Origin of the sequence: Aeromicrobium sp. Leaf289, from assembly GCF_001423335.1 — a bacterium.
GTDB lineage: Bacteria > Actinomycetota > Actinomycetes > Propionibacteriales > Nocardioidaceae > Aeromicrobium.
In genome coordinates this window covers 1,099,554-1,117,352 of sequence record NZ_LMNK01000002.1, presented here as the reverse complement: position 1 = coordinate 1,117,352, position 17,799 = coordinate 1,099,554, and the positions used below count along the sequence as shown (strand labels likewise).

General features: G+C 72.3%; 18 protein-coding genes and 3 tRNA genes. 8 read left to right on the top strand and 13 right to left on the bottom strand.

Annotated elements, in window-relative coordinates; all coding sequences use genetic code 11:
* Positions 1–12: 12 nt before the first annotated feature.
* Positions 13–234 (bottom strand): preprotein translocase subunit SecE, encoded by a 222-nt coding sequence (secE, locus tag ASF37_RS09405; RefSeq protein WP_055964164.1) that lies wholly within the window; start codon positions 232–234, stop codon positions 13–15.
* A 54-nt stretch (positions 235–288) separates the two neighbouring features.
* Positions 289–364 (bottom strand) — tRNA-Trp (locus ASF37_RS09400).
* A 415-nt stretch (positions 365–779) separates the two neighbouring features.
* Between ASF37_RS09400 and ASF37_RS09395 the strand changes: the two genes are divergently transcribed.
* From ASF37_RS09395 to ASF37_RS09380, 4 genes are all read left to right on the top strand, one after another.
* The gene (locus tag ASF37_RS09395; protein WP_235493042.1) at positions 780–2,153 is read left to right on the top strand and encodes an NAD-dependent malic enzyme; all 1,374 of its coding nucleotides are present in this window, start codon (positions 780–782) and stop codon (positions 2,151–2,153) included.
* Between the two features lie 81 nt (positions 2,154–2,234).
* Positions 2,235–2,732: a hypothetical protein gene (locus tag ASF37_RS09390; protein ID WP_156364856.1), complete on the top strand. Its 498-nt coding sequence runs from the start codon at positions 2,235–2,237 to the stop codon at positions 2,730–2,732.
* Positions 2,729–3,739, top strand: a complete 1,011-nt coding sequence (locus ASF37_RS09385) for an adenosine deaminase (RefSeq protein ID WP_082480234.1) — start codon at positions 2,729–2,731, stop codon at positions 3,737–3,739. The genes ASF37_RS09390 and ASF37_RS09385 overlap by 4 nt, the downstream gene beginning before the upstream one ends.
* A complete protein-coding gene (locus tag ASF37_RS09380) occupies positions 3,736–4,062 on the top strand; it encodes a DUF4190 domain-containing protein (protein ID WP_156364857.1) in 327 nt (108 codons plus the stop codon). The genes ASF37_RS09385 and ASF37_RS09380 overlap by 4 nt, the downstream gene beginning before the upstream one ends.
* 35 nt (positions 4,063–4,097) lie before the next feature.
* Here ASF37_RS09380 and ASF37_RS09375 read toward each other — a convergent pair whose 3' ends face one another.
* The 10 genes from ASF37_RS09375 to ASF37_RS09330 form a co-directional block, all read right to left on the bottom strand.
* Complete coding sequence (locus ASF37_RS09375; protein ID WP_055964152.1) at positions 4,098–5,123, bottom strand: UDP-N-acetylmuramate dehydrogenase; 1,026 nt, start codon at positions 5,121–5,123, stop codon at positions 4,098–4,100.
* A gap of 115 nt (positions 5,124–5,238) precedes the next feature.
* Positions 5,239–5,409, bottom strand: coding sequence for a 50S ribosomal protein L33 (gene rpmG, locus ASF37_RS09370; protein WP_055964149.1), 171 nt, complete (start codon positions 5,407–5,409; stop codon positions 5,239–5,241).
* Between the two features lie 51 nt (positions 5,410–5,460).
* A tRNA-Met gene (locus ASF37_RS09365) sits at positions 5,461–5,534 on the bottom strand.
* Between the two features lie 29 nt (positions 5,535–5,563).
* Positions 5,564–5,636, bottom strand: a tRNA-Thr gene (locus ASF37_RS09360).
* Positions 5,637–5,710: 74 nt separating this feature from the next.
* Complete coding sequence (locus tag ASF37_RS09355; RefSeq protein ID WP_056579998.1) at positions 5,711–6,730, bottom strand: quinone-dependent dihydroorotate dehydrogenase; 1,020 nt, start codon at positions 6,728–6,730, stop codon at positions 5,711–5,713.
* A 164-nt stretch (positions 6,731–6,894) separates the two neighbouring features.
* Positions 6,895–8,241, bottom strand: coding sequence for an NAD-dependent succinate-semialdehyde dehydrogenase (locus ASF37_RS09350; protein ID WP_056579996.1), 1,347 nt, complete (start codon positions 8,239–8,241; stop codon positions 6,895–6,897).
* Between the two features lie 116 nt (positions 8,242–8,357).
* Positions 8,358–9,158 carry an ABC transporter permease gene (locus tag ASF37_RS09345; protein ID WP_055964139.1) on the bottom strand — a complete coding sequence of 267 codons (801 nt, stop codon included), beginning with the start codon at positions 9,156–9,158 and terminating at the stop codon, positions 8,358–8,360.
* A 9-nt stretch (positions 9,159–9,167) separates the two neighbouring features.
* Positions 9,168–10,088 (bottom strand): ABC transporter permease, encoded by a 921-nt coding sequence (locus ASF37_RS09340; RefSeq protein WP_235493043.1) that lies wholly within the window; start codon positions 10,086–10,088, stop codon positions 9,168–9,170.
* 1 nt (position 10,089) lies between these two features.
* The gene (locus ASF37_RS09335) at positions 10,090–11,265 is read right to left on the bottom strand and encodes an extracellular solute-binding protein (RefSeq protein ID WP_056579994.1); all 1,176 of its coding nucleotides are present in this window, start codon (positions 11,263–11,265) and stop codon (positions 10,090–10,092) included.
* Positions 11,266–11,303: 38 nt separating this feature from the next.
* Positions 11,304–12,335, bottom strand: a complete 1,032-nt coding sequence (locus ASF37_RS09330; RefSeq protein ID WP_055964133.1) for an ABC transporter ATP-binding protein — start codon at positions 12,333–12,335, stop codon at positions 11,304–11,306.
* 175 nt (positions 12,336–12,510) lie between these two features.
* On the opposite strand from ASF37_RS09330, the gene ASF37_RS09325 reads away from it, so the two are divergent.
* Both ASF37_RS09325 and ASF37_RS09320 read left to right on the top strand, forming a co-directional pair.
* Positions 12,511–13,254, top strand: coding sequence for a FadR/GntR family transcriptional regulator (locus tag ASF37_RS09325; protein WP_056579992.1), 744 nt, complete (start codon positions 12,511–12,513; stop codon positions 13,252–13,254).
* 5 nt (positions 13,255–13,259) lie between these two features.
* Entirely contained in the window at positions 13,260–13,952 is a 693-nt protein-coding gene (locus tag ASF37_RS09320; protein ID WP_055964126.1) for a cache domain-containing protein, read from the top strand.
* Between the two features lie 25 nt (positions 13,953–13,977).
* Here ASF37_RS09320 and ASF37_RS09315 read toward each other — a convergent pair whose 3' ends face one another.
* Positions 13,978–14,865 carry a LysR family transcriptional regulator gene (locus ASF37_RS09315; RefSeq protein ID WP_056555925.1) on the bottom strand — a complete coding sequence of 296 codons (888 nt, stop codon included), beginning with the start codon at positions 14,863–14,865 and terminating at the stop codon, positions 13,978–13,980.
* Between the two features lie 108 nt (positions 14,866–14,973).
* On the opposite strand from ASF37_RS09315, the gene gabT reads away from it, so the two are divergent.
* Together gabT and ASF37_RS09305 are read left to right on the top strand one after the other, a co-directional pair.
* A complete protein-coding gene (gene gabT, locus ASF37_RS09310) occupies positions 14,974–16,326 on the top strand; it encodes a 4-aminobutyrate--2-oxoglutarate transaminase (protein WP_056579990.1) in 1,353 nt (450 codons plus the stop codon).
* Positions 16,323–17,792 carry an NAD-dependent succinate-semialdehyde dehydrogenase gene (locus ASF37_RS09305; protein ID WP_056579988.1) on the top strand — a complete coding sequence of 490 codons (1,470 nt, stop codon included), beginning with the start codon at positions 16,323–16,325 and terminating at the stop codon, positions 17,790–17,792. Before gabT ends, ASF37_RS09305 begins: the two co-directional genes overlap by 4 nt.
* The last annotated feature ends 7 nt before the right edge of the window (positions 17,793–17,799 follow it).

The window sequence follows — 17,799 nt, the reverse complement described above, 5'->3', positions numbered from 1 at the left end:
TTCCTCTGCAGTTCACGCGAACACGGCGAACATCGCCTTGCCGAACCCGTAGTCCAGGCCGGCGACGAACGCCATCATGATCAGGACGAAGACGAGCACGACGAAGAAGTAGTTGACGACCTGCGGCCGCGTGGGCCACACGACCTTCCGCAGCTCCGCGACGACCTGCCGGTAGAAGGTCAACGGCGACGTGCGCCGTTCCTTCGTGGCCGACGTCTCGTGGCGATCGCTCACGGTGTCCCCTTCGTTGGTCGTGCTGGTCTGGATGGTGCGATGTGGTGATGGTGCTGGCACGGCACGAGGGACTTGAACCCCCAACCTTCGGTTTTGGAGACCGATGCTCTGCCAGTTGAGCTAGTGCCGTCCACCGGCGCTTCTGCCCGTCTCCCCCGTCCTGCGTGCAGGACACGAGGGCATGACGAAACAGAGTGAGATCTCACCGGTCCGTCCAGTGTACGGGGTGCGCACCGGCCGAGTCGAACCGACCGCCGGCGCCCTCTGCCGCCTGCGGCCCGGCACCCCCGCTGCGCCGTCTGCCGCCTGCGGCCCGGCCCCCCGCCGTACCGTCCGCCGCCTGCGGCCCGGCCCCCCGCCGTACCGTCCGCCGCCTGCGGCCCGGCACCCCGCCGTACCGTCCGCCGCCCACGGCCCGGCACCCCCGCCGGGCGGCGTGAACTCAATGTGCACGACTCGCGGGTAACCGGTCCGGTCCCGTAGAACAGAGGATCGTGAGCCATTCCACGACCGAAAGTGCCGTCGGCGCGTCCCCCGCCCCGAACGTGTCCCACTCCATCACGGTGCGCCTCGAGGTGCCGGCCGGCGGCACCGCCGTGAGCCACCTGACGACCACGGTGGAGTCCAGCGGGGGCATCGTGACCGCGCTCGACGTGGCCGCGTCGCGCGCCGACGCCCTGCGCATCGACCTGACCATCGCCGCCGGCGACACCGCCCACGCCGACCGCATCGTCGAGGGGCTGCGGGCGATCCCCGACGTCGCCGTCAAGAAGGTCTCCGACCGCACCTTCCTCATGCACCTCGGCGGGGTCATCGAGACCGCGTCCAAGCACGCGCTGCGCAACCGCGACGACCTCTCGATGGTCTACACCCCCGGCGTCGCCCGCATCTGCCAGGCGATCGCGGCCGACCGCGAGGACGCGCGGCGCCTGACCATCAAGCGCAACAGCGTGGCCGTGGTCACCGACGGCTCGGCCGTGCTCGGACTCGGCAACATCGGCCCGCACGCAGCCCTGCCGGTCATGGAGGGCAAGGCCGCCCTGTTCAAGACCTTCGGCGGCATCGACGCCTGGCCGCTGTGCCTGGACACCCAGGACGTGGACCAGATCGTCGAGACCGTCGCCGCCGTGGCCCCCGGGTTCGCCGGCATCAACCTCGAGGACATCTCGGCGCCGCGGTGCTTCGAGATCGAGGCACGCCTGCGCGAGCGGCTCGACATCCCCGTCTTCCACGACGACCAGCACGGCACCGCCATCGTGGTGCTGGCCGCGCTGCGCAACGCCCTGCGCGTGGTCGAGAAGTCGCTCGAGGACGTGCGCGTGGTGCTGGTGGGTGCCGGCGCCGCCGGCACCGCGATCCTGCGGCTGCTCCTCGGGGCAGGCCTGCGCGACGTGGTCGTGTGCGACGTCGACGGCATCGTCTCCACGGAGCGCGGCGACACCGACCCCACGCTCGCCTGGATCGGGGAGAACACCAACCCGCGTGGCGTCTCGGGCACCCTGAAGGACGCTCTCGTCGACGCCGACGTGTTCATCGGCGTCAGCGCGCCACGCCTGCTCGGTGCCGCCGACGTCGCCACGATGGCCGACGACGCCGTGGTGTTCGCCCTCGCCAACCCGGACCCGGAGATCGACCCGGCCCTCGCCCGCGAGCACGCGCGCGTGGTGGCCACCGGTCGGTCGGACTACCCGAACCAGATCAACAACGTGCTGGCGTTCCCGGGGATCTTCCGCGGACTGCTCGACGCGCACAGCCACGGCATCGACGTGCCGGTGCTCCTGGCGGCGGCCGAGGCCATCGCGGCGTGCGTCGAGGACGACGAGCTCAACGCCGACTACATCGTGCCGAGCGTCTTCCACCCGGAGGTCCACCACCGCGTGGCCGACGCGGTCGAGCGTGCCGCCCGCGCCTCGCAGTAGCCGCGGCCTCCACCCGGCGCACGCGCGACGCACCCGGCGGTGGACGGGCGCGGGGTCGGCACCGGCCGATACGGTGACGCCATGAGCGTCGCCCAGCCCGCCCCGTCCCCCGGCCGCTCGCTGCGGGTCCTCGCGCTCACGTTGGGCACCTCGCCCCTCATCGTGCTGGTCGCGATCCTGTTCGTGCTGCCTCCCGACCAGGGTGAGCTCTCGGTGGTCGGCGCGGCCGCCGCCCTCGGTGCCGTGGTCCTCGGCTTCCTCGCCGCGCAGACGATCGGCTACCGCGTGGCCGCACTGGAGCCCGGGCTCGACGAGGCCGCCGCCCGGCGCGCCTCGGTGCAGGCGTTCCAGACCACGATGATCCTGCGCTTCGTCCTGACGGAGGCCCCGCTGATCGCCGCGCTGGCGCTGTCGTTCGTCCTCGACGAGGGGCCGTGGCCGTTCGTCCTCGCCGTCGTCGTCGGGGTGCCCTCCATGCTGTTCCACGTGCTGGTGCGTCCTCGCACGATCGAGCGGGTCCGGGCCGGGCTCGAGGCCCGCGGGGCCCGCTCGTACGTGGCGGAGGCCCTCACCCCGTGAGGTCCGTCGCCACGCTGCCCAAGGCGCACCTGCACCTGCACTTCACCGGGTCGATGCGCCACACGACCCTGGTGGAGCTCGCCGAGCGCGACGGCATCCGGCTGCCGCCGGCCCTCGTCGAGGAGTGGCCGCCCCAGCTCGTGGCCACGGACGAGAAGGGCTGGTTCCGGTTCCAGCGGCTGTACGACGTGGCCCGCTCGGTCCTGCGCACGGAGGACGACGTGCGGCGCCTGGTCCTGGAGGCGGCCGAGGACGACGCCCGCGACGGTGCGGTGTGGACCGAGATCCAGGTCGACCCGTCGGGCTACGGCGCCCGGTTCGGTGGCATCACCGCCTTCACCGACCTCGTGATCGACGCCGCCCGTGACGCCGGAGAGCGCGTGGGCACCGGCATGGCGGTCGTGGTGGCCGCGAACCGCACCCGCCACCCCCTCGACGCCCGCACGCTGGCGCGCCTCGCCGGGCAGTACGCCGGACGCGGCGTGGTCGGCTTCGGGCTCTCGAACGACGAGCGGCGGGGCGACACGGCCGCCTTCGCCCCGGCCTTCGCGATCGCCGAGCGGGCCGGGCTCTCGCTCGTGCCCCACGGCGGTGAGCTGCGCGGCCCGGCCCACGTGGCGCAGTGCCTCGACCACCTGCACCCCACCCGCCTGGGCCACGGCGTGCGCTCGAGCGAGGACCCGGCGGTGCTCGAGCGGGTCGCCGAGGCCGGCGTGGCCCTCGAGGTGTGCCCCACCTCAAACGTGGCGCTCGGCGTGTACGCCACGCTCGAGGAGGTGCCGGTGCGCACCCTCGTCGAGGCCGGCGTCGACGTCGCGCTCGGCGCCGACGACCCGTTGCTCTTCGGCTCGCGGCTGGCCGGTCAGTACAACGTGCTGCGGGCCGCGCAGGACTTCAGCGACGACGAGCTGGCCGACCTCGCCGCGATGTCGCTGCGCCGCTCGCACGCCCCCGACGACCTCAAGGCTGCGGCCCTGGCCGACGTCGACCGGTGGCGGACGTCGTGAGCGGCATCGACGTGCCGGACCTCGACCACCCCGCGCCCACCGTCCACCCCGGCGCGGACCGGGCCTACGTGCTGGGCCTGCTGTCCCTCGTCGGGGCCGTGTTCGTGCTGCCCGCCCTGCTCGGCCCGTACGTCTGGCACCTGGGGGTCTCGACGCGTCGCGAGATCGACCGTGATCCTGCACGGTGGGTCGGCCGCCGACAGGCCACGGCCGGAATGGTCCTCGGCGCGCTCGCCACGGCACTGGTCGTCGTCGGCCTGCTCGTCCTGGTGGGCTTCGCCGTACGGGCCCACCTGCAGCTCTCCGCGGACACGGGGTACTGAGGCCCTCGCCCGAACCGTTCGTCCGCGAGGCCGGCTCAGAGGGTGCAGCCGACGAGCACGGGTTCCGGCACGAGGGTGATGCCGAAGGCGTCGCGCACGCCGTCGCGCACCTCCCGGGCCAGGGCGAGCAGGTCCTCGCCCGTGGCGTCGCCGCGGTTCGTGAGGGCCAGGGTGTGCTTGGAGGAGACCGCGGCCCGCCCACCGGCCACCGTGTGACCGCGCTCGAACCCGGCGGCCTGGATGAGCCATGCCGCGCTCGTCTTGACGGTTCCGTCGGCCTGCGGGAACCGCGGGGCCCCCTCGGGCAGACGCCCGGCCGCGTCGGCGTCGAGGACGGGGTTGGTGAAGAACGACCCCGCGCTCCACGTGTCGTGGTCGTCGGCGTCGAGCACCATGCCCTTCGCGGCCCGCAGCCCGAGCACCGCCCCACGGACGTCGGCCAGGGGGGCGCGGTCGCCCACGTCGACGCCCAGGCGGGTGGCCAGCTCGGCGTACGCGACGGGCGCGGACAGGTCGCCCAGACGCAGCTGGAACGCCACGGCGAGCACCACGAACCGGCCGGGCTCGGCCTTGAAGCGGCTGTGCCGGTAGCCGAACCCGCAGTCCACGGCGAACAGGGTGCGCACCCGCTGCTCGGCGCGGTCGTAGACCCGCACCGAGGCGATGGTCTGCGCGACCTCCTGGCCGTAGGCACCGACGTTCTGGATGGGCGTGGCCCCCACGGACCCGGGGATGCCCGACAGCGCCTCCAGCCCGACCCAGCCGGACTCGACGGCCACCGCGACGAGCGCGTCCCACGACTCCCCCGCCTGCACGGTGACCATGGCGCCGCTGCAGGCGTCGGCGTCGACCTGGCGCCCCGTCGTGCGCACGAGCACGACGGTCCCCTCGAAGCCGGCGTCGCCGACCACGAGGTTGCTCCCGCCCGCGACCAGCAGGAGCGGGACGCCGGCGTCGTCGGCCGTCCGCACCGCGTCGACGAGCTCCTGCTCGGTGGTGGCCTCGACGACGTCGCGCGCCGGCCCCCCGAGGCGCAGGGTGGTCAGCTGCGCGAGATCCATGCGTCGAGCCTAGGACCCGCTCCCACGGTCAGGGGAAGGAGGTGACGCACCGGACCAGGACGCACGAGACCCCCGGCCGTGCGGCCGGGGGTCTCGTGACGGTGGTGCGGGAGGCTCAGCGCGTCTCGCGGTGGACCTGGTGGGTCTTGCAGCGCGGGCAGAACTTCTTGAGGTCGAGACGATCGGGATCGTTGCGACGGTTCTTCTTGGTGATGTAGTTGCGCTCCTTGCACTCGGTGCAAGCCAAGGTGATCTTGGGTCGAACGTCGGAGCTCTTGCTCGCCACTGGTCTGCCTCTTCTGGTCTGGGGGTGATGCCGTGCACGTGCGGTCTTCGGTAGCTGGGGCGGGACTCGAACCCGCGACACCACGATTATGAGTCGTGTGCTCTAACCACCTGAGCTACCCAGCCGCGAGGGGACGAGTCTCCCCGTCTCTCAGAGCCCCTTTACGGAATCGAACCGTAGACCTTTTCCTTACCATGGAAACGCTCTGCCGACTGAGCTAAAGGGGCAAGCCGACAGCCAACAGTACCCAATGGTCGGCGCAGGACGAAATCGGGGGGTCCCCCTTCTCCGCCGACGTCGCTCAGAGCCTGGAAGCGCGGGCCAGACGGGCCGGCCACAGCGGCCCGCCGTAGACGAATCCGGTGTACGCCTGCACCAGGTCCGCACCCGCGTCGAGACGGTCGCGGACGTCCTGCGGCGTGGTCACGCCGCCGACGCCGACCAGGGCCAGCCGGTCGCCCACACGTCCCCTCAGGCGGCGCAGCACCTCCGTGGACCGGTCGGCGAGCACCGGCCCGGAGAGGCCCCCGGCACCCGCGGCGTCGACCGTCGCCCGGGGCGTGCGCAACGAGTCCGGGCGCGCGATCGTCGTGTTGGTGGCGCTGATGCCGGCCAGCCCTAGCTCGAGAGCCAGGTCGGCCACCGCGTCGACGTCGGCGTCGGCGAGGTCCGGCGCGATCTTGACCACCAGAGGAACGCCCTCTCGGGCGGTGACGTCGCCCACGGCCTCGAGGATGGGCCGGAGCGAGTCGACGGCCTGCAGGTCGCGCAGGCCCGGGGTGTTCGGGCTCGAGACGTTGACCACGAGGTAGCTCGCGTAGGGGGCGAGCAGGCGGGCGCTCTCCACGTAGTCGGCCACGGCCTCGGCCGCCGGCACGACCTTCGTCTTGCCGATGTTGACGCCGATCACCGCGTCGGCACCCGCACGGGTGCGGCGCAGCCGGTGCAGGCGGGACGCCACCACGGCCGCACCGTCGTTGTTGAACCCCATCCGGTTCACGATCGCCTCGTCCTCGAGCAGCCGGAACAGGCGCGGCCGTGGGTTCCCCGGCTGCGGGCGCGCCGTGACCGTCCCGACCTCGACGTGCCCGAAGCCCAGCCCCAGCAGGCCCGGGACGGCGCGGGCGTTCTTGTCGAAGCCCGCCGCCAGCCCGAACGCGTTCGGGAACTCCACCCCCATCACGGTGCGGGGCGCCGGGGGCACCGACGTCAGCGGAGCGGCGAGGCGACCCCCGAGCCGGATCGCCCGGAACGCCTGCTCGTGCGCGACCTCGGGGTCCATGCGGGCGAAGACCGTCGAGAACAGCGCGTCGTAGGCCACGGCCGCCAGCCTAGTCCGGGCCGATCACGCCCATCGCGGCGACGCTGCCGTGGCCCGGGGTGCCGGCCCCGCCCGCCCTGTTGCCGAGCGGGACCGGCACCTACTGGGACGGAGCAGGACCCCGGTCATGACGCGGGACCGGGCACCTCGTCGAGGTGCGGCGCTCAGCCGACCGTGCGGATGAGCTTCTTGTTGACGAACTCGTCCATGCCGAAGCGTCCGAGCTCGCGGCCGAACCCGGACCGCTTGACGCCGCCGAAGGGCAGCTCGGCACCCTCGGCGCCGACGCCGTTGACGAAGACCATGCCGGCCTCGATGCGGTCGGCCACCCGCTGGGCCTGGTCGGCGTCGTCGGTGAACACGTAGGAGCCGAGACCGAACGGGGTGTCGTTCGCGAGCTCCACGGCCTCCTCCTCCGACCCGACCTTGAACACGATGCCCACCGGGCCGAACAGCTCCTCGTGGAAGGCGTCGTCACCGGGCTTCACGCCCGTGAGCACGCCGGGCGGGAAGTGGGCGCCGTCGCGCTCCCCCGCGCTCTCCAGGTGCGCGCCCTGCTCGACGGCACGCTCAACCTGGTCGGCCAGACGCTCGGCCGCGGCGACGGACGACAGCGGCGCGATGCCCTCGGCGGCCGCGAGCATCTTGGCGGTGAACTTCTCGACGAACGAGTCGTAGAGGTCCTCGACGACGATGAACCGCTTGCCCGCGTTGCAGGCCTGGCCGGTGTTGTCGAGCCGCGCCGCCACGGCCTTGTCGACCGTGTCGTCGAGGTCGGAGCTGCCCAGCACCACGAACGGGTCGGAACCGCCGAGCTCGAGGACGACCTTCTTGAGGTGGCGACCAGCGATCTCGGCCACGGCCGCACCGGCGCGCTCGGACCCGGTGAGCGAGACGCCCTGGACCCGCGGGTCGGCGATGACGTCGGCGACCTGCTCGTTCGTGGCGTAGACGTTGACGTAGGCACCCTCGGGGAAGCCGGCGTCGAGGAAGATCCGCTCGAGCGCCGCGGCGGACTCGGGGCACTGCGGTGCGTGCTTGAGGACGATGGTGTTGCCGGTCGCGAGGTTGGGGCCCGCGAAGCGTGCGATCTGGTAGTACGGGAAGTTCCACGGCATGATGCCGAGCAGCACGCCCACGGCCGTGCGCTTCACGACGGCCGATCCCTCGCCCTCGAGCAGCTCGAGCGGCTCGTCGGCCATGAACGCCGCGGCGTTGTCGGCGTAGAAGTCGTAGATGGCGGTGCAGAAGTCGACCTCGCCCAGGCACTCCTCGAGCGGCTTGCCCATCTCGCGCTGGATGATGGCGGCCAGCTCGTCGCGACGCTCGTGGTGCAGCGCGCCGACGCGGCGCACCAGCTCGGCCCGCTCGGCCACGGTGGAGGACCGCGACCACGTGCGGAACGCCTCGTCCGCGGCCGTGACCGCGTTCTCGACGTCGGCGTCGCTGGCGGTGGGGTACTCCTGGACGACCTCGCCGGTGGCGGGGTTCGTGACGGCGTAGAGGCTCATCGGGGGCTCCTTCGATCAGGGGCGGAGGGTGGTGGCTGGTCGTGAGGTCGGGAGTCCGACGTTACGCGGTGCGCGGGTCCTCGGCCCGGCGACGAGCGGCGGCACGGGTGCGCCGCTCATCGAACCGTCTCCGCCTCGCCGGCGATGCGCTGCGCGATCCAGATCGGCACCACGGAGACGACGATCAGCACCACGGCCACGACCGCGACCACCGGCGCCTGGTTGGGACGGAACAGGTTGTTGAGGATCCAGATCGGCAGGGTCGTGGTGCCGGGCCCGGCCGTGAAGGTGGTCACGATGATCTCGTCGAAGCTCAGCGCGAAGGCGAGGAGACCACCGGCGAGCAGCGCCGAGCGCAGCTGCGGGAACGTGACGAGTCGGAACGTCGTCCAGAGGCCCGCGCCCAGGTCGGCCGAGGCCTCCTCCAGGTTGCCGCCCATGCGGCGCAGCCGGGCGATGACGTTGTTGAACACCGTGACGATGCAGAAGGTGGCGTGCGCGACGATCAGCGTGGCCACGCCCAGCTCGATGGCCAGGATCCCGCGGAAGGCGTTGTTCAGCGCCACGCCGGTGACGATGCCGGGCAGGGCGATCGGCAGGATCACGAGCAGGTTCACCGTGTTGCGCCCGAAGAACGCGAACCGCTGCAGCGCGAAGGCCATGAGCGTGCCGAGCAGCAGCGCCACGGCGGTCGAGGCGAGCGCCACCTGCACGCTCGTGAGCACCGCGTCGCGGGCGCCCGCGCTGTGGAACGCGCGCACCCACCACTGGGTGGTGAACCCCTCGGGCGGCCACGTCATCGACGGGTCGGGGTTGAAGGAGTTGGCCACCACGACCAGCAGCGGCGCGTACATGAGCACCAGCACGAGGCCGGTGACGCCGAGCAGCAGACGTCGCGCGAGAGGACTGAGGGTCACGACGCGCTCCTAGAGGGTGTCCAGGGCGCCCGTGCGGCGGACCGCCGCGAGGTACCCGAGCATGACGACGATGGGGATGAGGGCGATCGCGGCGGCGAGCGGCAGGTTGTTGGCCGCGCCGACGTTCGTGTAGACGAGGTTGCCGAGCATCTGGTTGGCACCGCCCACGATGTTGACGCTGATGTAGTCGCCCAGCGTGAGGGAGAAGCTGAAGATCGAGCCCGCGGCGACCGAGGGCAGCAGCAGCGGCATCACGACGGTCCGGACGGTGGTGCCCGCCGACGCGCCGAGGTCGCCCGCAGCCTCGAGCATCGAGTCGGGGACGCGCTCCATGCCGGCGAAGATCGGCAGGATCACGTACGGCAGCCAGATGTAGGCCTGCGTGAGCACGACGGCGGTCAGCCCGTAGCCGGGCGTCTGGCCGCCGAACGGGTTCAGCACCCAGTCGACGAGCCCGCCCTCGCTGAGCAGCGACCGCCAGGCGAACGCCTTGACGAGGTAGCTCGCCCACAGCGGCGTGAGGACCGCGACCACCAGCAGACGCCGGGCACGCGGCGACGCGACCTTGGCCATGTAGAAGGCGATCGGCAGCGCGATCGCGACGTCGACGACCGTCACCAGCGCCGCGACACCGAGCGTGCGCAGCGTGACCGTGCGGTAGAGCGAGTTGGTGACGACCTCGCGCAGGTTGTCGAGGGTGAGGCCGCGGTCGATCTCACCGGTGAAGCTGTCGACCGACCACAGCGCCGTCACGAGCAGCGCCGAGAGCGCCACCACGTAGACGAGCACGAGCCACGTCAGCGGCGCGGTCAGGAACAGCCCGAGCCTCAGCCGCGGCCGCGTGGCGAGGAAGGAGGAGGCCCGGCGGGTGGCCGCCCCGGTCCCGGACAGGGACGGGACGGCCACCTCGGACGTGGTCGACTGGGTCACGTCAGCCCTTGATCTCGGTCCAGGCCTTGGTCCAGTCCGAGTAGTCGGTGCACTCGACGTCCGTGCGGCCGTCGAGGCACTCGGCGATCGGCGTGCGCCAGTACCAGATCTTGTCCGAGTAGGCCTTGTCGCCGGCGTGGTACGTCTCGCAGAAGCCCTCGCTCGCGAATTCGCACGCCTCCTCGCTGTTCGGCGACTCGCCGAAGTACTCGGTGGCCTGCGCGTTGGTCTTCGGGTCCTCGATGTGGTCGAGCCACTTGTAGGCGCAGTTGGGGTTCTTGGCCTTGGCGGCGATCATCCAGGTGTCGTTCCAGCCCGTGACGCCCTCCTTCGGCACCGTGACCTTCACGTTGTCCTGGTCGATCGTGTTCGCGATGACCTGCCAGGTGGTGCCCACCACGGAGTCGCCGGTCTTGAAGGCCGAGGCCTCCTTGAGGTAGTCCGACCAGTACTCGCCGACGTTGGTGCGCTGGCCCTTGAGCAGGTCGACCGCGGCGGCCAGCTGCTTCTCGTCGAGGGCGTAGGGGTTCTCGATCTTCAGCTCCGGCTGCGTCGACATGAGGTACATGGCGGCGTCGGCGATGTAGATCGGCGAGTCGTAGGCCGTGACCTTGCCCTTGTACTGCGAGGACTTGTCGAACACGACGTCCCACGACGTCGGCTCGTCCTTCACGACGTCGGCGTTGTACATGAGCAGGTTGGCGCCGTAGCCGTGCGGGACGCCGTAGTTCTTGCCGTCGACGGTGTTCCACTCCTGGTCCTTCAGGAAGTCGAAGACCTTCTCGTAGTTCGGCACCAGGTCGGTGTTGACCTCGGCGGCCGCCTTGGCGGCGATCATGCGCAGCGTGAGGTCGCCGGACGCGGCGACGACGTCGTAGTCGCCGGACTTGGCGAGGTTGAACGCCTCGTCGGACGTGCCGTAGACCTTGCTCGTGACCTTGCAGCCGGTCTCCTCCTCGAAGGAGGTGACCCAGTCGGCGTCGGGGTCGTTGCTGCCGTCCTCGACGTAGCCGGGCCACGCCAGGATCGAGACCTGGCCCTCGGTCTTGCCGAGCTTCGTGGGTGCACCCGTGGCGGCGTCGTCGTCGGAGCCCCCGCCACAGGCGGCGAGAGCGAGGCTGCAGGTGACGGCGGCGGCGATGGCGCCGACGCGGCCTCTCCTGGTCGTGGGGATCATCTCGGATTCCGTTCTCTTCTGTGGGTGTGGTGGGGGGATCAGGTGAGCGTCACGAGGTCGTCGTGGCGCCACGAGGCGACGACGGCGTCGCCCCGCTCGACCGCCGCCAGGGCGGTGGAGGGCTCGAGGACGACCAGGCGGGCGCCCTGCTCGGTGTCGACGACGACGCGCCGACCGATGCCGAGGTAGATGGTCTCGGCGACGACGCCGCGGACGCTGTCGCGACCGTCGACCGGGTCGCTGGCGATGCCGGAGGCCGCGAGGTGGATCTTCTCCGGCCGCAGCGCGTAGCGACCCTCCCGTCCGAGGACGGTGCGCGAGGCGTCGGGGTCGAAGAGGTTCGACGTGCCGACGAACGACGCGACGTACTCGTCGACCGGGGTCTCGTAGACGTCCCGGGGGCTGCCCAGCTGCACGATCCGCCCCTCGTTGAAGACGGCGACGCGGTCGCTGAGCGTGAGCGCCTCCTCCTGGTCGTGGGTGACGAAGACGAAGGTGATGCCGAGCTCGCGCTGCAGCTGCTTGAGCTCCACCTGCATCTGCTCGCGCAGCTTGAGGTCGAGGGCGCCGAGGGGCTCGTCGAGCAGGAGCACCTTCGGGCGGACCACGACGGCCCGGGCCAGGGCCACACGTTGGCGCTGGCCGCCCGAGAGCTGCGTGGGGCGACGGTCGGCCACGTGCTGCAGGCGCACCGTCTCGAGGGCCTCGAGCGCACGGGACCGGCGCTCGCGGCGGTCGACACCGCGCACCCGCAGTCCGTAGGCCACGTTCTCGAGCACGCTCATGTGCGGGAACAGCGCATAGTCCTGGAACACGGTGTTGACGTCGCGCTCGAAGGGTGCCGAGCCGGTGACGTCGCGGCCCCCGAGCTCGATCGAGCCCGCGGTCGGCTGCTCGAAGCCGGCCACGAGACGCAGCACCGTGGTCTTGCCGGACCCCGACGGACCCAGCATCGAGAAGAACTCGCCGTCGGCGATCTCCAGGTCCACGCCGTCGACGGCCCGGACCTCGCCGAAGTGCTTCTGCAGGCCGCTCAGTCGGATCGCGGGGGTGGCGCCGGTGCCGGTCATCGGGCTCCTTCGACGGATTCTCCCCGTCCGTCCTGACGGTCGGGAGGAGTGGTGCGGATCACCTTCCGCCGCAAAACATATGGTCTTGGATGTTAAATGTCCACACCTTCGTGTCACGATCCGGTAAACATGTGCGCACCGGCAGCCCGGCCGGTCCGAGGACACGAGGAGATCCATGGCCGCCGTCCGTCGACGCTCGACCCGGGCGCGGACCGCCGTGTTCGCGCCGATCGGCGAGCTCGGCCGCGCGGTCCGCGTGGAGCAGCGTCTGGCGCAGGCGATCCGCTCGGGGATCCTCGAGGACGGGGAGCGACTGCCCAGCGAGTCCGAGCTGGCGAGCATGCTCGGCGTCGCCACGGTCACGGCGCGCGAGGCGCTCGTGTCGCTGCGCGCGCAGGGGCTCGTCACCACCACGCGCGGGCGCGGCGGCGGCTCGTTCGTCACCCGCCCCGTCGGCGCGACCGACGACGTCCTCGAGCGTCGCGTGGCTGCCATGACCCGCGTCGACATCGCCGACCACGGCATCCACTACGCGACCGTGCTGAGCGGGTGCGCCGAGCTGGCCGCCGAGCGGGCCAACGTCGAGGAGGTCGAGGACCTGCGGGCGATCCTGCCCCCCGACGACACCGACGACGCGGCCACGTGGCGCCACGTCGACACCGAGCTCAACCTCGCCGTGGCGGCGCTCTCGCACTCGGCCCACCTGGCCCGCGACGTGATGCGCCTGGAGATGGAGTTCGGTGGGCTCCTGCGGCTCGGATTCGGGCACGCGGACCAGCAGTCCGCCCTGCGCGACCACCACAGTGCCCTGCTCGCCGCCATCGCGAGCCACGACGGGAACGAGGCCCGACGCGTGGTGCGCGCCCGGGTGCGACGCCTGCTCGGCGAGCTCGCCGAGCTCCACGCGAGGATCAGGTGAGTCCGATGTCCCAACCCCCGAACGCCCCCGCCCCGGGTCCCGGCACCGAGGTGCCCCCTCAGGTCGCGGCCTGCGTGCAGGCCGTCGAGGACCTGTTCCACCCGCTGCTGGTGACGCTGCGCGAGAGCGGCGAGGCCCTGGCCCCCCTCTTCGACGGCCCCGTCGACGCCGCGCGGGTGCTCACCGCGTCGCGCCCCCACGCCCTCGAGGTGCTCGCCGACCCGCACACCGTGGGCGCGGGCTTCGTCGTGTCACCGGGGATCCTCACCGACGAGACCTACCTGCTCGCGTGGTGGCAGGGCGACGACCAGGGGCTCATCCCCGACTCCATCGCCCTCGTGCAGTCGACGGACTACAGCCGCCAGGAGTGGTTCCGCACCCCGCAGCGCACCCACGCGTCGCACGTGACCGGTCCCTACATCGACTACGTCTGCACCGACGAGTTCATGCTCACCTCGACGGTCCCGGTGGAGCGGGACGGGCGCATGCTCGGGGTCATGGGGGCGGACGTGCTGGCCGAGACCGTCGAGCGGACGCTGCTCGAGGTCTTCCGCGCCGCCGACGCGACGCTCGTGAACGACCACGACCGCGTGGTCCTGTCCTCGCACGTGCACCTGTTCGCCGGCGAGCCGGTCGACCGCGGCGACTTCACGGCCCAGGTACCGTGCCCGGGACTGCCCTTCACGGTGCTGGTCTGACCCAGCAGGGCACCGGGCACTGGGATCAGGCGGGACCCGCGCCCGGGTAGGCGTCCACGACGAAGGTCCGCAACCGGTCGGCCAGGGCCGCGAGCGTCTCCTGCGCGGGATGGGTCGAGGACCAGGCCACGAACAGTCGGACCGTGAGGTCGGCTCCCCCGGCCCGGACACGCACCCCGTGCAGGCCGTACCGGCTGTCGTCGGAGACCACCGCCACGCCGCGACCAGCGGCGGCGAGCGCCTGCGCCACGGTGCCGCTGCTCGCCTCCACGAGCGACGCCGGCCAGCGCTGCTCGCGCTCGACCACCGCGTCGAGCACCTGCCGGGCGGCGAACGTCCGGGGCACGGTGACCACGACCTGCTCGAGCAGCTCGGCGAGCCCGACCCTTTCGCGGTCGCCCCATGGGTGGTCGGCCGGCACGAACGCCCACACCGGCAGCTCCGGAAGCGCGGCCGAGCGCAGCGGTCGGCGCGGGCGGCGGGTGGTCACCACGAGGTCGGCACCCCGACGCAGCGCCTCGTCCACGTCGAGCGGATCGGTCTCGACCACCGACGGGGTCGGGTCGTCGGGGGCCAGGCTGGCGAGGAAGGGCGACACGACGTCGGTGAGCGTGGTCGCGGGAGCGGCGATGGTCACGCGGTCCAGACCGCCCTCGGCCCGCACCCGGGCAGCGGTGCGCAGGGCGTCGGCCGAGGCCAGGACGTCGCGGGCCAGTGGCAGCAGGCTGCGACCCGCGGAGGACAGCACCAGCCGCCCGCCGTGCCGCTCGAACAGGTCGACACCCAGGTCGCGCTCGAGCTGGCGGACCTGGCGCGAGAGCGACGGCTGGGTCACCCGCACGCGTTCCGCCGCCGCGCTCACGGTCCCGGCGTCGACCACCGCGACGAAGTAGGTGAGGGTCCGCAGCTCCATCCGCCCACCATATGCCTGTCAGGCATCGACTTGATCCGATATCGGCATTGGACGGCATGACGTGACCGGCGGGAGACTGGCGTGGTCACCGCGTCCCAGGAGGAACCCATGTCCGTGCGACCGCCCGTCGTCCAGAAGCGCCACCTGGCCACCGAGCTGCCCGGACCGCGCTCGCGCGAGCTGATGGCCCGCAAGCACGCCGCGGTCGCCGCCGGCGTGGGCACGACCATGCCCGTCTTCGCCGTCGAGGCCGGGGGCGGCATCGTCGTGGACGTCGACGGCAACAGCCTCATCGACCTGGGGTCCGGCATCGCCGTGACCACGGTCGGCAACAGTGCGCCGCGCGTCGTGGCGGCCGTGCAGGAGCAGGTCGCCGCGTTCACGCACACGTGCTTCATGGTCACGCCCTACGAGGGCTACGTGGCCGTCGCGGAGACACTCAACCGGCTCACCCCGGGCGACCACGACAAGCGCACCGCCCTGTTCAACTCCGGCGCCGAGGCGGTCGAGAACGCCGTCAAGATCGCCCGCGCCCACACGAAGCGGCAGGCCGTCGTCGTCTTCGACCACGCGTACCACGGCCGCACGAACCTGACGATGGCCATGACCGCGAAGTCGATGCCGTACAAGCACGGCTTCGGACCGTTCGCCTCGGAGGTCTACCGCGCCCCGCTCTCCTACCCGTTCCGCGACGGCGACCTCGGCGGGGCGACCGCGGCCGCCCGCGCGCTCGACGTGGTCGAGAAGCAGGTGGGGGCCGCCAACCTGGCCGCGATCGTCATCGAGCCCGTCCAGGGCGAGGGTGGCTTCATCGAGCCGGCGCCGGGCTTCCTCCCCGCGCTGGCCGCGTGGTGCCGCGCGAACGACGTGGTGTTCGTGGCCGACGAGGTGCAGACCGGCTTCGCGCGCACGGGCGACCTGTTCGCCTGCGACCACGAGGGCGTGGTCCCCGACCTGATCGTGACGGCCAAGGGCATCGCCGGCGGCCTGCCGCTGTCGGCGGTGACGGGCCGCGCCGAGATCATGGACGCCGCGCACGTCGCTGGGCTCGGCGGCACCTACGGCGGCAACCCGCTCGCCTGCGCCGCCGCGCTGGCCGCGATCGAGACCATCGAGGCCGAGGGGCTCGTCGAGCGGGCCCGCGAGGTGGGGACGCTCATGACGGAGCGGCTCCGAGCCCTGCAGGCGCGCGACGACCGACTCGGTGACGTGCGCGGCCGTGGCGCGATGATCGCCGTCGAGCTGGTGAAGCCGGGCACGACCGACCCCGACCCCGACCTCGCGAAGACCGTGGCGTCGGCCGCCCACGCCGAGGGCGTCATCGTGCTGACCTGCGGCACCTACGGCAACGTGCTGCGCTTCCTCCCGCCGCTGGCCATCGGTGACGACCTGCTCCACGAGGGGTTGGACGTGCTCGAGGCGGCCTTCGCGGCCGCGCCGCGGTCCGGGCAGACCCGATGAGCGTGCAGGTCACGTCCGCCCACGTCGAGGCCCTCGACCCGACCCGTGGCGTGCTCGTGGGTGGCGTCTGGCGGGCCGGGGGCTCGGGGCACTTCGACGTCGTGGACCCGGCCGACCTCTCGGTCGTCGCCCAGGTGTCCGACGGCGACCTGGGCGACGCCACCGCGGCCGTCGACGCCGCCGCGGACGCGTTCGTGGCGTGGCGTCGCACGTCGCCGCGCCAGCGGTCGGTGGTGCTGCACCGAGCGTTCGAGCTGATGATCCGCGACACCGACCGGCTGGCCGACCTCATCGTCAGCGAGAACGGCAAGTCCGTCACCGACGCGCGCGGCGAGGTCGTCTACGCCGCCGAGTTCTTTCGCTGGTTCGCCGAGGAGGCGGTGCGCCCTCACGGCGACTACGGCTCCTCCCCCGCCGGCGGCACGCGCACGATCGTGACGCACCGACCCGTCGGCGTGGCCGCGCTCGTGACGCCGTGGAACTTCCCGGCCGCGATGGCCACGCGCAAGATCGCGCCGGCCCTCGCAGCCGGCTGCACGGTGGTGCTGAAGCCCGCCGCCGAGACGCCGCTGACGGCCCTGGCCGTCGCCCGTCTGCTGACCGAGGCCGGCGTGCCCGACGGTGTCGTGAACGTGGTGCCGACGACCGACGCCGCCGGGGTCGTGGGCCACTGGCTCGCCGACCTGCGGGTCCGCAAGATCTCGTTCACCGGGTCCACCCGCGTCGGCTCGATCCTGTTGGGCCAGGCCGCCGAGCGCGTCGTGAACGCGTCGATGGAGCTGGGCGGCAACGCCCCGTTCGTCGTGGCGGACGACGCCGACGTCGACGCGGCCGTGGCCGGCGCGATGGTCGCGAAGTTCCGCGGTGGCGGCCAGGCCTGCACGGCGGCGAACCGCTTCTACGTGCACGCCGACGTCGTGGACGCCTTCGTCGAGCGCCTCGGCGCCGAGGTCGAGCGGCTGTCGGTCGGTCCGGCACGCGGCGGCGCCACGGTCGGCCCCCTCATCTCCACCACGGCGGTCGAGACCCTGGGCCGCGTGGTGGACGAGGCGGTGCGGGCCGGCGCGCGCGTCAGCCACCGCGCCGAGCTGTCCGACGCGCCCGGCCACTTCTTCGCGCCGACGGTCCTCGTGGACGTCCCGGCCGACGCCGCGATCCTCGACCACGAGCTGTTCGGCCCCGTGGCCCCGATCGTCACGTGGCACGACGACGAGGAGCTGCTCCGGCTCGTGAACGCCAGCGAGATGGGCCTGGCCGCGTACGTCTTCTCGCGCGACCTGCAGCGAGCGATCCGGCTCGGGGAGGCGTTCGACGCCGGCATGGTCGGCGTGAACCGCGGCCTCGTCTCCGACCCGTCGGCCCCGTTCGGCGGCGTCAAGCAGAGCGGTCTGGGCCGCGAGGGCGCCCGCGAGGGCCTCGAGGAGTACACCGAGACGCAGTACCTCAGCGTCGACTGGCCCGCCTGACCCCGCG

Excerpts from the sequence above, each read along its gene's own strand:
- ASF37_RS09325 (WP_056579992.1), top strand. The coding sequence starts at position 12,511 with ATGGCCGCCGTCCGTCGACGCTCGACCCGGGCGCGGACCGCCGTGTTC.
- ASF37_RS09330 (WP_055964133.1), bottom strand. The coding sequence starts at position 12,335 with ATGACCGGCACCGGCGCCACCCCCGCGATCCGACTGAGCGGCCTGCAG.
- ASF37_RS09375 (WP_055964152.1), bottom strand. The coding sequence starts at position 5,123 with ATGGATCTCGCGCAGCTGACCACCCTGCGCCTCGGGGGGCCGGCGCGC.
- ASF37_RS09335 (WP_056579994.1), bottom strand. The coding sequence starts at position 11,265 with ATGATCCCCACGACCAGGAGAGGCCGCGTCGGCGCCATCGCCGCCGCC.
- ASF37_RS09350 (WP_056579996.1), bottom strand. The coding sequence starts at position 8,241 with ATGAGCCTCTACGCCGTCACGAACCCCGCCACCGGCGAGGTCGTCCAG.
- ASF37_RS09390 (WP_156364856.1), top strand. The coding sequence starts at position 2,235 with ATGAGCGTCGCCCAGCCCGCCCCGTCCCCCGGCCGCTCGCTGCGGGTC.
- ASF37_RS09305 (WP_056579988.1), top strand. The coding sequence starts at position 16,323 with ATGAGCGTGCAGGTCACGTCCGCCCACGTCGAGGCCCTCGACCCGACC.
- gabT (WP_056579990.1), top strand. The coding sequence starts at position 14,974 with ATGTCCGTGCGACCGCCCGTCGTCCAGAAGCGCCACCTGGCCACCGAG.
- ASF37_RS09315 (WP_056555925.1), bottom strand. The coding sequence starts at position 14,865 with ATGGAGCTGCGGACCCTCACCTACTTCGTCGCGGTGGTCGACGCCGGG.
- ASF37_RS09320 (WP_055964126.1), top strand. The coding sequence starts at position 13,260 with ATGTCCCAACCCCCGAACGCCCCCGCCCCGGGTCCCGGCACCGAGGTG.